11 protein-coding genes and 2 tRNA genes are annotated in these 12879 nt (G+C 64.0%); 3 read left to right on the top strand and 10 right to left on the bottom strand.

All coding sequences use genetic code 11. The features are described from left to right. Positions 1-15 precede the first annotated feature (15 nt). A complete protein-coding gene (locus tag ACX80X_RS16750) occupies positions 16-648 on the top strand; it encodes a DNA-3-methyladenine glycosylase I (protein ID WP_252600924.1) in 633 nt (210 codons plus the stop codon). Positions 649-871: 223 nt separating this feature from the next. On the opposite strand, the gene ACX80X_RS16745 is transcribed toward ACX80X_RS16750, so the two are convergent. From ACX80X_RS16745 to ACX80X_RS16735, 3 genes are all read right to left on the bottom strand, one after another. Continuing rightward, complete coding sequence (locus tag ACX80X_RS16745; RefSeq protein ID WP_252611319.1) at positions 872-1345, bottom strand: carboxymuconolactone decarboxylase family protein; 474 nt, start codon at positions 1343-1345, stop codon at positions 872-874. A gap of 655 nt (positions 1346-2000) precedes the next feature. Next, a complete protein-coding gene (locus tag ACX80X_RS16740; protein ID WP_252600918.1) occupies positions 2001-2882 on the bottom strand; it encodes a rhomboid family intramembrane serine protease in 882 nt (293 codons plus the stop codon). Positions 2883-2890: 8 nt separating this feature from the next. Then, on the bottom strand, positions 2891-3436 hold the full coding sequence (locus tag ACX80X_RS16735) for a peptidylprolyl isomerase (RefSeq protein ID WP_141138883.1): 546 nt from the start codon (positions 3434-3436) through the stop codon (positions 2891-2893). Positions 3437-3591: 155 nt separating this feature from the next. Here ACX80X_RS16735 and ACX80X_RS16730 point away from each other — a divergent pair, with 155 nt between their 5' ends. Beyond that, positions 3592-4563, top strand: a complete 972-nt coding sequence (locus ACX80X_RS16730) for a hypothetical protein (protein ID WP_252614798.1) — start codon at positions 3592-3594, stop codon at positions 4561-4563. Positions 4564-4699: 136 nt separating this feature from the next. Next, entirely contained in the window at positions 4700-5575 is an 876-nt protein-coding gene (locus ACX80X_RS16725; protein WP_252600910.1) for a glycosyltransferase family 2 protein, read from the top strand. Positions 5576-5601: 26 nt separating this feature from the next. On the opposite strand, the gene ACX80X_RS16720 is transcribed toward ACX80X_RS16725, so the two are convergent. The 7 genes from ACX80X_RS16720 to gyrB all read right to left on the bottom strand — a co-directional run bounded on the left by ACX80X_RS16720 (position 5602) and on the right by gyrB (position 12637). Further along, a complete protein-coding gene (locus ACX80X_RS16720; RefSeq protein ID WP_252600908.1) occupies positions 5602-6546 on the bottom strand; it encodes a DMT family transporter in 945 nt (314 codons plus the stop codon). A gap of 87 nt (positions 6547-6633) precedes the next feature. Continuing rightward, positions 6634-6709: transfer RNA gene (locus ACX80X_RS16715), tRNA-Ala, on the bottom strand. A gap of 72 nt (positions 6710-6781) precedes the next feature. Continuing rightward, positions 6782-6898, bottom strand: a complete 117-nt coding sequence (locus ACX80X_RS16710; protein WP_210412373.1) for a DLW-39 family protein — start codon at positions 6896-6898, stop codon at positions 6782-6784. 69 nt (positions 6899-6967) lie between these two features. After that, a tRNA-Ile gene (locus ACX80X_RS16705) sits at positions 6968-7041 on the bottom strand. Between the two features lie 99 nt (positions 7042-7140). Further along, positions 7141-7812: a DUF3566 domain-containing protein gene (locus tag ACX80X_RS16700; protein ID WP_252600906.1), complete on the bottom strand. Its 672-nt coding sequence runs from the start codon at positions 7810-7812 to the stop codon at positions 7141-7143. Further along, positions 7809-10487 (bottom strand): DNA gyrase subunit A, encoded by a 2679-nt coding sequence (gene gyrA, locus ACX80X_RS16695; RefSeq protein ID WP_252600904.1) that lies wholly within the window; start codon positions 10485-10487, stop codon positions 7809-7811. Before gyrA ends, ACX80X_RS16700 begins: the two co-directional genes overlap by 4 nt. Before the next feature lie 59 nt (positions 10488-10546). Beyond that, positions 10547-12637 carry a DNA topoisomerase (ATP-hydrolyzing) subunit B gene (gyrB, locus tag ACX80X_RS16690; protein ID WP_252600903.1) on the bottom strand — a complete coding sequence of 697 codons (2091 nt, stop codon included), beginning with the start codon at positions 12635-12637 and terminating at the stop codon, positions 10547-10549. Positions 12638-12879: the final 242 nt, after the last annotated feature.

Raw genomic sequence — 12879 nt, 5'->3', positions numbered from 1 at the left:
GACCGCAGGACCCGCATGACTCCCGCTGCCGCCGCCCAGCCCCTAAACGAGGGTGTGGACGGAACAGTCCTGGGCGACGACGGCCTCGCCCGTCCGCCGTGGGCCGCCGTGGATCCGCTGTTGCGCGAGTACTACGACTCCGAATGGGGCCTGCCCGTCCGGGACGAACAAGGCCTGTACGAGCGCATCTGCCTTGAAGGCTTCCAGGCAGGTCTCTCGTGGGCAACGATCCTCCGGAAGCGCCCCGCCTTCCGTCAGGCTTTCCTCGACTTCCAGCCGGACGCTGTTGCCGCTTTTACGGAAGCGGATGTTGAGCGCCTGCTCCAGGATCCCGGCATCGTCCGCAACCGGCTCAAGATCCGTGCCGCCATCACCAATGCCCGGGCCACCATCGCGCTGCGCGAGCGGGAAGGCCTGGTTGACTTCGTGTGGCAGTTCCAGCCCCGGGCCACTCCCCAGCCGGTCACGCACGCGGAGATCCCCACGCAGTCACCGGAATCGGTGGCGCTCTCCAAGGCGCTGCGGACGCAGGGATTCTCGTTCGTTGGCCCCACCACCATGTTCGCGCTGATGGAAGCCATCGGCATGGTGGACACCCATCTTCTGGACAGCCACCGGCGCGGATCCTCAGGCGTCTGGACCGGCTGACCTGCCGCTCCGCGGGGAACTGACCGGACGCCCCGCCGGCGCCTGTTGTCCACAGCTGTTGGGAAAGTTATCCACAATGTGCATAACTTTCCCGGGGCCGGAAGCGATATCCGCCCGTGCAGGCCATGGCGCACGGGACCGGATCCAAAGCGCTCGGACGGACAGTTATTAACAGTGTGGATTGGCTGTGGATAATTCACACCGCCCGAACGGAATGTCCCAGTCAGCGGTCCCGGCGGACCGGATGGTGGCTGGTGATGGACACCCGGTTAAAGGCATTCATGGTGATCACCAGCCAGCTGACCGCCGAAAATTCATCGGCGCTGAGGTGCTGACGCGCATATCCTTCCTCAAGCTCGGTTGTCCGGTGGTCCGGCAGTTCGGTGATGCATTCTGCCAGGGCAAGGGCAGCCCGCTCCTTGTCCGTGAACAGGGCTGTCTCCCGCCACGCCGGCAGGACAGCAAGCCGCTGATGGCTCTCCCCGGCCTCCATGGCGTCCCGTACATGCATGTCGAGGCAATAGGCACAGCCGTTGATCTGGGAGATCCGCACGTTGAGCAGCTCTATGGTCTTGCGGTCAATCCCGGCCGCGTCGGCGGCTTCGCGCACTTTCAGCCCCAGACCGTTGAGAGCGCGCCATACCGCGGGGTGCTGCTTGTCGAGGTAGATGTGCTGGGTTGTTGCGGTGGCGCTCAAGGCGGTCCTCCTGGCTGGAAGCTTGTTGGGTCCGATGCTGCGTAGGAACACCCTCGCACACACACGTGTTATCCACTTACTAACACTGGACTACCCACAAGTTGTCCACAGTTGTGGATAACAATCCACAGGACGGCCCGAGCGGACCCCTCAGCTGCCCCAGTCGGGGAAACACCGAAGGTTAACTACATGTCTGTAAGTTGTTAACACTGTGAATAACCCTGTTGATACGGGCAGGCCGGATCCCCTCCTATGGGCCCCCGGCGCGGGAAATTGCCAGGATATCCACAGGTCGGGCTCAAATGGCTTGTTTTTCCACTTAACCACAGGCGCATCCCCAGGTCTTGTCCACAATTGTGGACAACAGGATGACGAAATCCGGCAAAAGGGCGGACACCCGGGAGCAGGGGCACATCGAAATCCTGAACTACACCCGTGTAAGTTACTAACAGTGTGGATAACCCCTGTGGATAACTTAGGCGCCGTCGTCATGGGCCTGACGCGGACCACGGGCTGCTCGCACGCCGGGACGCCCGCAGCAAGTGAACGGGCAGCGCGGTGCGGAGGCCTCACGAGGCACAGAAAAGACCCCGGCGTCCGTTGGGACACCGGGGTCTAAGCGGTCTGTTGGAGCTGGGCCTGAGGACCCGGACGGTCAACCGGCCGTGACGCGGAGCCAGCTCGCCAGGGCCAGCAGGAGAAGGACGGCGACCAGTCCGGCCGCGTGCAGCAGGCCCTGCCGCGGGCCCCGGGGCGTGTATGCAATCACGGCAGCGCACAGGGCGCCTGCGACGAGCCCGCCCAGGTGCGCCTGCCAGGCGATCTGGGGGACCACAAATCCGATCACGCCGTTGATGGCGATCAGGACCCACAGCTGCCGCGTATCCCCGCCGCGGTGTCGCTGTACCAGCAGCATCGCCCCGAAGAGTCCAAAGATCGCCCCCGAGGCGCCCACCACTCCGGCAAGAGGCACGCCAGGCACGTAGCCGGGGGTCAGCAAGAGATAGCCGACAGACCCTCCGATGGCAGAGATGAGATACAACGCCAGGAAGCGGACCCGGCCCAGAAGCGGTTCGAGTGCCTGGCCGAAAATCCACAGCATGTACATGTTCAGCACAATGTGGAGGATGAATCCCTGGGAGTGCAGGAACGCCGCCGTCAGCATCCGCCACGGTTCGAACTCACCGAATTCGGGAGTGGCAAAAACATTGGCGAACGCCAGGTTCTGGTAGATCCACTCGCCGGGCACCACCCATTGCAGAACGTACATCACCGCGCACAGGGCGATAATTCCAAACGTCACTATTGGTTTTCCGGTTGCCACGGCGCCGCCGTAGACAGTCTTGACCGCCGGCGTCGTGCGCTTTGTTTCGTTGACGCAGTCAACACACTGGAATCCGACGGCGGCCGCCCGCTGGCAGTCCGGGCACGCTGGGCGGCCGCAGCGCTGGCAGCGCACATAGGAGGGCCGGTCCGGGTGCCTGGGGCACACCGGAACCTGCGCGGACGGCTCGGCCGCCGGAATTCCGTAGCTCATGTGATGGGTTAGAGCTGCTCGATGTCGATGCTGTTGATGGTGACGTCCTCAACCGGGCGGTCGCCCATTCCGGTGCGGACGCCCTCGATGGCGTCGACGACCTTCTTGGAGTCCTCGTCAGCAACCTCGCCGAAGATGCTGTGCTTGCCCTGCAGCCAGTCGGTGGGGATGGTGGTGATGAAGAACTGCGAACCGTTGGTGCCCTTGCCCGCCTGGATGCCGGCGTTGGCCATGGCCAGTTTGTAGGGGGCGTTGAAGCTGAGTTCGGGGTGGATTTCGTCATCGAACTTGTAGCCGGGTCCGCCCACGCCGCGGCCCAGCGGATCGCCGGCCTGGATCATGAAGTCCTTGATGATGCGGTGGAAGATGGTGCCGTCATACAGCGGCGTGCCAGTCTTGTCCTCACCGGTCTCGGGGTGGGTCCAGGCCTGCTCCCCGGTGGCCAGGCCAACGAAGTTCTTGACCGTCTTCGGCGCATGGTTGCCGAACAGATTAACGACGATGTCGCCGAGGCTCGTGTGGATGGTTGCTTTTGCAGTTGCGATTGCAGTCATGCCGCCTATTCTTTCACGGCAGGTCAACGTGGAAGGGGCTGGACCGGCAGTTCCGCGCTGGGTGAAATCAGGTGTAAATCCGCGGGAAGAATAGCCCGTGCAGGTCAAGGCACGTAGGCTAACAACAGAACCGTCACATTAATCGGGAGGTAGTTGTGAAGAAATCGGATCGTATTGCCCGTGACCTTGAACAGTCAGTCAACAGCGCAGTTGAGAGCGCCAAGGACTGGGCATCCCCCCGCGTGGAAGCAGCAGTGGATTGGGCAGTTCCCCGCCTGCAGCATGGCCTGGACACCGCATCTCCCAAAATCCAGGAGGGGCTCAAGACCGCGGCCCACAACCTTGCCGACGGCGTCGCAACAGTGACGCCGCGCATCCAGGAGGGGCTCGCCCAGCTCGCCCCGAAAATCCACGACGCCGTTGAGGTCGCCACTCCGCGCCTGTACGAAGCGCTGGACAAGGCCACTCCCGTTATCCAGAACGCCCGGGACCGCGTGGTGGTGGAATACCTGCCGCGCCTTTCGGACCAGATCGGCCACGCGTCCGACGCCGTGCACCGCACCTTGGAAAGCGCGCCGTCCCACGTGGACGCCGTCGCCCAGCGGCTTGCCGATTCCGGCGTCGTGCATTCCCTCCAGGAGCAGGCACAGTCGGCCGGCACGCAGCTCAAGGCCGCCGCGCACGAAGCCGGTAAGGCCGTAGGGGTCCAGATCGCCCAGCCGCAGAAGCCCAAAAAGCGCGGCTGGCTGGTGTTCGGCATCATCGCCGCAGCCGTTGCCGCCGGCGTCGCCGCCTGGAAGGCTTCCAAGCCCGTGGAAGACCCGTGGAAGACCCCTTCTCCTGTCACACCTACTCCGGCGCCGGTTCCTGCCACCACCGTGAACGACGCCAAGGACACGGCCGGGGACGCAGCCAGCAAGGCTGCGGCCGCCACCGCTTCGGCCGCGGACGCCGTGGCCGGCCAGGCAGAGGATGTTGCCGCCGACGCGGAGGACGCGGCCGAGAAGGCCAAGCACGTCGCCGATGAATCGGCAGACGCAGCAGCCAAGGCGTCCACCGATGCCAAGACCGCCATCAAGAACACTGCGGCCAACATGAACGGTTCCGCGGACAAGGGCAGCAACTAGCACTTCCGGCGCCCTCGCGCCGCCCACGGAAGGGGCTCCGCCTGGTGCGGGGCCCTTTCAGTGTTTTCCCAGTGTTTGTCCGGGCTGGACCCAGTCGCTGGCGGGACGAACCCTGATCGGTGCTAAATTTGAACTGATGTCAGCCGATAAATCCTCTGGGGATGCCTTGAACGACGCAGCACAGCTGCCGCTCGTGTCCATTGTCATCCCGGCTTACAACGAGGAAAGTGTCATCCGGCAGTGTCTCATCGCTGCGGTGTACCAGTCGGTGCCGGCCCACGAAATCATCGTGGTGGACAACCTCTCCACTGACCGCACCTCCGCCATCGTGGCGCAGATGCAGCTGGAGTATCCGGAAAGTCCCATCATCCTGCTCAGCCAGGACCGGGACCAGGGCCTGATTCCCACCCGAAATTTTGGCCTAAACCATGCCACCGGCGACGTCCTGGGTCGCATTGATGCCGATTCCGTTGTCGAGCCGGACTGGGTGGAGCAGGTCCAGAAGGCCTTTTTTGATCCGTCAGTCCAGGCAGCCACCGGGCCGGTGGTCTACTACGACATGCCGATGCGGCGGTTCGGGCTCAAGGCAGACGACAAGATGCGTCAGCTGATGCTCAAGCTCGCCAAGCACCAGTACCACTTCCTGTTCGGCTCCAACATGGCCCTGCGGGCTACGGCATGGGAAACCATCCGGGACGAAACCTGCCGGGACGAGAAGGACGAGATGCACGAGGACATCGATCTCTCCCTGCACCTTGCCGACCACGAACTCAAGGTCCAGTACTGGCCCCAGATGGTGTCCGGGATGTCCGCCCGCCGGCTCGAGGATTCACCGCGGGACTACCGGTACTACGTGACCCGCTTCGACCGCACGTACAAGGCGCACAACGTCAAGAAAATGGCCCTCAAGGCACCCATGGTGGTGTTCTTCTCGGTCTACTTCCCGGCGAAGCTCCTGCGGGCCATCCACACGGTCAACACCGCCCAGTCTGTCCGCCGCGGCGGACAATAGGCCCGGTTTCCGGCTGTTGCGCGGCCTCAGTCCGTTCCGAGTTCAGCCAGACGATCCGACGGCGGTTCATCCCCACGCGCGGCGGAACCTTCGCGCCGTTTCCTGAAGCCTGACCGCTGTCCCAGAACCACGACGGCGAGGCCCACGAGGATGAGCCCCAGCCCGCCGTAGGTGCCTGCAGGCAGTGTCTCGTGCAGGAAGACCGCGGCCAGCACGGCTGCGCCGGGGATCTCCAGCAGGATGATCATCGACACCAGCAGCGGGCTCATGGTGGCCAGCAGGTGATTGAAGGCTGTGTGGCCCACCAGTTGGGCACACACGGTGATGGCCAGGATCCCCACCCAGCCAACGGCGTCGAACCCCACCAGCGGCTGGCCGCTGAAGAGCGCCAGCACCGCCACAAAGGCAGCGCACATCCCGTAGCAGAGCGTGGTGTATGTTCCCGTGGTCATGGTCTGGCGGGCCTTGCCGCCGGCGAGCGTGTAGAGGCCGGCCAGGGCCCCACCGGCGACAGCCAGCAGGTCACCCAGAAGCGCGTCCGGCGAGGATCCCATGTCGAACCCGGTGATGGTGACAACACCACCAAAGGCGATCCCCAGCCCTGCCAGCACCTGCCAGCGGTGCCTGGTGCCGCGGAACAGCTGGAAGACCGCAATCCAGGCCGACTGCAGGCAGACCAGGGCGGTGGCGGCAGCCACGGAGGTGAGCTGGAGGGACGTGATGAAGCAGGCAAAGTGCAGGGCCAGGGCGACGGCGGCGAGCAGCGACCAGCTGAACTCGGGGCCGGTGATCCGGCCGAACTGCCGGGGTTCGCGGACCACGGTGGGAGTGGCCATGACGGCGGCCCCGATGGCGTTGCGCCAGAAGGCGATGGCGAGGGCACTGACGGTGGTGGCACCGAGGGTCGCGGCGATCAACGGCCCGGACGACGCCACACCCAGGACGCCCACGGCCGCAAGAAGAAAGTTCACCGTTCAACCCTACTGTCCTGCTATAACACTGTGCCGCCTTAACGACAGAGTCCCGGACAGCTTTTCAGCTGTCCGGGACTCTCCTTATGGTGGAGGCACGGGGACTCGAACCCCGAACCCCCTGCTTGCAAAGCAGGTGCGCTACCAATTGCGCCATGCCCCCATAAGAAGCAACCCGTCAATCATACCCTAGAACCGTGGAGCCTTTTGCAAGCTCCCGGTCCGGGAATCCGGCCTATTCGACCTTGTCGGTCGACTGGCTCCAGACTGTTTTCCGGGCCTCGGATTCCTGTGCTTTCCTGTAGAGCAGGACGCCTGCGATCGCAGCTGCAAGTACCAGCAACTTCTTCACATGCTCCCCGTTCCGATCCTGCCTGCCGTGAAGCAAACCGAACCTTCCTTCGAACCTGCACAGGTTCCGTGGGCGTACCAGGACTTGAACCTGGGACCTCTTCGTTATCAGCGAAGCGCTCTAACCGCCTGAGCTATACGCCCCGATGCCTCATCGGGCCGAGACATGACTTTACAGCACATCCCGGCCCGATCTCAAATCGAGGCATTTCGCCGGAGAATTTCCGGTGAAATTAAGGGTTTTCAGTCGTCCGTGAGGGTGACGCCGATGCCACCAACAAGCGTTGCGGAGATGTTGTAAAGCACCGCTGACAGCATGGACAGCGCCGTCAGCAGGACAACGTTCACCACGGCGATAATCGTGGCAAAGGAAGCCACCTGGCCCAGGGATGCGACCTTCTTCAGTTCGAACCCGCCGCCTTCGGAGCCTGCCAGGGTGCCCAGGAGGCTGTCCACCTGGTCAAAGATTCCGGTGAGGTCCAGGACAGTCCAGAGGACGATGGCGGCCACCACGGTGACGATTCCCAGCGCCACCGACAGCAGGAATGCCATCTTCAGGACCGACCAGGGATCCACCTTGCTGACCAGCAGCCGTGCACGCCTGACCTTGGCCTTGGGTGCAGGCTTGACCAGGCCGGGCTGGGCCTGCGGAGACCGGCCCTGCACTGGGCGCTGGCTGTCCTGTGCTGCCGCCTGCCTGCCCTGTCCGGCACGCTGGCCGGTCTGGCCTGCCGGAACCCGATCCTGCGCAGGGCGCTGGCCGGGAACGGCCGGCCGCTGCCCCGGCGCGCCTGCAGGGGCCGGTGGGCGCTGCTGCGGACGGACGGGGGCGTTCACCCGGGGTGCGGCCGCGGGCGGCGGCGTTCCGCCGGGTACATTGCTGCTCGGCTTGGGATATGAGTCGGGATTACTCACTCGTTACCTCCGGTGTAGTCTTCGTTCGGCTCAGCGTCGCCGGAGGCGTCCTCTGACTCAACAGCCGGTGATGTTTCTGCCGTTGTTGCTGACCCTGCGGATCCCTCGGGGGACCCGGCCTCTTCAGCCAACGTTACGTCATCGTCCACGGATTCTTCGCCCTCGAGGCCGCGTTCGCTGTTCCTGGCCACTTCAATGATGCGGTCATTCTTGTCCGGCTTCGCGAAGATAACACCCATGGTGTCGCGGCCCTTGGCCGGTACGCCGGCCACGGATGAACGGACAACCTTGCCGCCTTCCATGACCACCAGAACCTCGTCCTCTTCCTGAACAATCAGGGCGCCCACGAGGTGGCCCCGTTCCTCTTGGTACTTGCCCACCTTGATGCCCAGGCCGCCGCGGCCCTGCAGGCGGTATTCCTCCACCGCGGTGCGCTTGGCATACCCGCCCTCGGTGACCACAAAGACGAACGAACCGTCCGTGACGACGTCCGCCGCCAGCAGTTCATCGTCCTCGCGGAACTTCATGCCGGTGACACCGGACGTGGCCCGGCCCATGGGACGCAGGGCATCGTCGGTGGCGGTGAAGCGGATGGACTGGCCCATGCGGGACACCAGCATGAGGTCATCCGTTTCGGAGACAAGCTGGGCGGAAACCAGCTCGTCCTCGTCACGCAGGTTGATCGCGATGACGCCGGCGGAGCGGTTGGTGTCGTAGTCCTCCAGCCGGGTCTTCTTGACCAGGCCGCGCTTGGTGGCCAGCACCAGGTAAGGGGCCTGCTGGTAGTCCCTGATGTCCAGGACCTGGGCGATGTGCTCGTCCGGCTGGAAGGCCATCAGGTTGGCGACGTGCTGGCCCTTGGCATCACGGCCGGCCTCCACCAGTTCGTACGCCTTCGCCCGGTAGACCCGGCCGAGGTTGGTGAAGAAGAGCAGCCAGTGGTGGGTGGTGGTCACGAAGAAGTGCTCCACCACGTCGTCGCCGCGGAGCTGGGCGCCCTTGATGCCCTTGCCGCCGCGCTGCTGCGACCGGTAGTTGTCGCTGCGCGTGCGCTTGACGTAACCGCCGCGGGTAATAGTGACAACCATTTCCTCTTCGGGGATCAGGTCCTCCATGGACATGTCGCCGTCGAAGCCCATCAGGATCTTGGTGCGGCGGTCATCACCGTGCTTGGCCACGATTTCGCCCAGCTCGGTGCTGATGATTTCACGCTGGCGTTCCTCGGAGGCAAGGATCGAGTTGTACTCGGCGATCAGGGCCTCAAGTTCGGAATGGCGGTCCTGGATCTTCTGGCGTTCCAGGGCTGCCAGGCGGCGCAGCTGCATGTCCAGGATGGCCCGGGCCTGCAGTTCGTCGATGTCCAGCAGCTGCATCAGTCCGTCGCGCGCGGCTTCGGTGGTGTTGGACGCACGGATGAGCGCAATGACTTCGTCCAGCGCGTCCAGTGCCTTCAGGAGGGCACGCAGGATGTGCGCCTCTTCCTCGGCTTTGCGCAGGCGGTAGCGGGTACGGCGCGCAATGACGTCCAGCTGGTGCGTTACCCAATGGCGGATGAAGGCGTCCAGGCTCAGCGTGCGCGGAACCCCGTCCACGATGGCCAGCATGTTGGCGGAGAAGTTGCTCTGCAGGTCGGTGTGCTTGTACAGGTTGTTCAGCACCACCTTGGCCACGGCGTCGCGCTTGAGCACAATGACCAGCCGCTGGCCGGTGCGGCCGGAGGTCTCGTCGCGGAGGTCCGCAATGCCGGATATCTTCCCGTCCTTGACCAGTTCGGCGATCTTGATGGCCAGATTGTCCGGGTTGGCCTGGTAGGGCAGTTCGGTGACAACCAGGCACGTACGGCCCTGGAGTTCCTCGACGTTGACCACGGCGCGCATGGTCACGGAGCCGCGGCCCGTCCGGTACGCGTCCTCAATGCCCCTGTGGCCGAGAATGGTCGCGCCGGTGGGGAAATCGGGTCCCTTGATACGGAGCAGCAGCTCTTCGAGCAGTTCCTCGCGGCTGGCCGTCGGATTGGCCAGGTACCACTGGACGCCGTCAGCTACTTCGCGGAGGTTGTGCGGCGGAATGTTGGTGGCCATGCCCACGGCAATGCCGGACGAACCGTTGACCAGCAGGTTGGGGAAACGGGCCGGCAGGATGGTGGGTTCCTGGTTCTTGCCGTCGTAGTTGTCCTGGAAGTCGACGGTTTCCTCGTCAATGTCACGGACCATCTCCATGGCCAGCTGGGACATTTTCGTTTCGGTGTACCGCGGGGCGGCGGCACCGTCATTGCCCGGCGAACCGAAGTTGCCCTGGCCCAGGGCCAGCGGGTAGCGCATGGTCCAGTCCTGGATCAGGCGGACCAGCGCATCGTAGATCGCGGTGTCGCCGTGGGGGTGGTACTGGCCCATGACCTCGCCCACCACACGGGCGCACTTGTTGAAGGACCGTTCCGGCCGGTAACCGCCGTCGAACATCGCGTACAGCACGCGGCGGTGCACGGGCTTGAGGCCATCGCGCACGTCGGGAAGGGCACGGCCCACAATAACGGCCATGGCGTAGTCCAGGTACGAGCGCTGCATTTCCGTTTGCAGGTCCACCTGCTCCACGCGGTCAACCAACACGTCGCCTTCAAGAACGGCTTCCGGAAGATCGGCGGATTCCGCCGGGTTCTCTGGTGTCTCGTCACTCATCGTTTATATTTTCCGTTTCAGGTATATGTCGGGCTTGGAATATCTACTCGGTGAACCGGTCAGATATCCAGGAACCTGACGTCCTTGGCGTTCTGCTGGATGAAGTTTCGGCGGGACTCCACGTCTTCGCCCATTAGTGTGGAGAAGGTCTGGTCCGCTGCCAGGGCATCGTCCATGGTGACCTGCAGGAGGGTCCGGTGGTCCGGGTCCATGGTGGTGTCCCACAGCTCGGTATAGTCCATCTCACCCAGGCCCTTGTAGCGCTGGATGCCGTTGTCCTTCGGGATACGGCGGCCGGCGGCCTGCCCGGACAGGAGCTTGGCATCGCGCTGCTTGTCGCTGAAGACGTAGTCGTGCGGCGCGTTGGACCACTTGATCCGGTACAGCGGGGGCTGCGCCAGGTACACGTAGCCGTTTTCGATCAGCGGGCGCATGTAGCGGAACAGCAGCGTCATGAGCAGCGTGGTGATGTGCTGGCCGTCAACGTCAGCGTCGGCCATCAGCACGATCTTGTGGTACCGGAGCTTGCTGAGGTCGAAGTCCTCGCCGATGCCGGTGCCGAACGCGGTGATCATGGACTGGACCTCGGTGTTGCCCAGGGCCTTGTCCAGCCGGGCCCGCTCCACGTTCAGGATCTTGCCGCGCAGCGGCAGGATGGCCTGGGTTTCAGGGTTGCGGCCGCGTTTGGCGGAACCGCCGGCGGAGTCGCCCTCCACGATGTACACCTCGCAGCGGGCGGGATCCTTCGAGGAACAGTCGGACAGCTTGCCGGGCATCCCGAAGGATTCCAGCGGGCTCTTGCGGCGCGCATTGTCACGGGCCTTCCGGGCGGCCATCCGGGCCTGGGCTGCGGAAATGGCCTTGCGGATGACATCTCGGGCGGGGCCGGGGTTGCGTTCCAGCCAGTCACCCAGGCCGTCGGTGACAACGCGCTGGACGAAGCCCTTGACCTCGGAGTTGCCGAGCTTGGTCTTGGTCTGGCCCTCAAACTGCGGCTCGGCCAGCTTCACGGAGATGACCGCCGTGAGGCCTTCACGGATATCGTCACCGGTGAGGTTGTCGTCCTTTTCCTTGATGATGCTCTTCTCCCGCGCGTAGCGGTTGATGAGGGAGGTCATCGCGGCGCGGAAACCCTCTTCGTGGGTGCCGCCCTCGTGGGTGTTGATGGTGTTGGCGTAGGTGTGGACGCTCTCGGAATACGCGTTGGTCCACTGCATCGCCATCTCCAGCGCGATGTGCCGTTCCGTGTCCTCGGTTTCGAAGGAAATGACGTCCTCGTGGACAACATCAACCTTCTTGCCCGAGTTCAGGTGCTTCACATAGTCCAGCAGGCCGTCGTCGTACTGGTACACCACGGTGCGGTGCTCAGCGGTGACTTCACCTTCGGTGACCACCACGTCAAGGTTAAGGTCCTCATTGGCGTCCGCGTTCGACGCTGCGGTGCGCTCGTCCGTGAGCGTGATCCGCAGGCCCTTGTTCAGGAAGGCCATCTGCTGGAAGCGGGCGCGGAGCGTCTCGAAATCAAACTCAGTGGATTCGAAGATTCCCGCGTCCGGGTAGAAGGTCTGGGTGGTGCCGGTGGTGGCGCTCTCTTCGCCCTTGACCAGCCCGCCCTGGGGCTTGCCGCCGTCGGCGAAGGACATCCGCCAGACGTTGCCCTGCCGCCGGACTTCAGTGTCCACCCTGCTGGAGAGCGCGTTCACCACGGAGATACCCACACCGTGGAGGCCGCCCGAGACTGCGTAACCGCCGCCGCCGAACTTGCCGCCGGCGTGCAGGATGGTCATAACCACTTCGACAGTGGGCTTGTGCTCGGTGGGATGCATGTCCACGGGGATGCCGCGGCCATCATCTACAACTTTGACGCCGCCGTCGGCCTGCAGGACTATTTCGATGTGCGTGCAGTACCCGGCCAGCGCCTCGTCAACAGAGTTGTCCACCACTTCATAGACCAGGTGGTGCAGGCCGCGCGGCCCGGTGGAGCCGATATACATGCCCGGGCGCTTGCGGACGGCTTCGAGGCCCTCAAGTACGGTGATGTCGCTTGCGCCGTATTCCCGGGGTGTCACGGCCTCCGCCGGCGTATCGGGGGTAGGGACGTCCTCCGTTGCGCGTTCCACTGCCTGGGTATCTGTATTGTCGTTAGCCACAGGTGCTGTCGACTCCTCTTTTTCGATGATGGCCGGCGGCGGCCTTCCAGTGGAAAGCATCCGCCAACAGGCACAAGCTGATGGCGCTGACGGATACGTCGACGTGCAGGACCGAAGTCCGCCTGCGGAGAGCGTGCGGAAAACGGACTCAGTCAACGTTTCACCGGCGCCCAGTTATCTGCTGTGATTCTATCGTGAAATGGGCCGCAAACCCGCATTCCGGCGGGCGTCGCGGGACCTTG

The sequence above is a fragment of the Pseudarthrobacter sp. MDT3-1 genome, from assembly GCF_054510755.1.
The sequence above is the reverse complement of the archived record's forward strand: the minus strand, read 5'-3'. Positions and strand labels throughout refer to the sequence as shown.

Excerpts from the sequence above, each read along its gene's own strand:
- ACX80X_RS16750 (WP_252600924.1), top strand. The coding sequence starts at position 16 with ATGACTCCCGCTGCCGCCGCCCAGCCCCTAAACGAGGGTGTGGACGGA.
- ACX80X_RS16740 (WP_252600918.1), bottom strand. The coding sequence starts at position 2,882 with ATGAGCTACGGAATTCCGGCGGCCGAGCCGTCCGCGCAGGTTCCGGTG.
- ACX80X_RS16735 (WP_141138883.1), bottom strand. The coding sequence starts at position 3,436 with ATGACTGCAATCGCAACTGCAAAAGCAACCATCCACACGAGCCTCGGC.
- ACX80X_RS16725 (WP_252600910.1), top strand. The coding sequence starts at position 4,700 with ATGTCAGCCGATAAATCCTCTGGGGATGCCTTGAACGACGCAGCACAG.
- gyrA (WP_252600904.1), bottom strand. The coding sequence starts at position 10,487 with ATGAGTGACGAGACACCAGAGAACCCGGCGGAATCCGCCGATCTTCCG.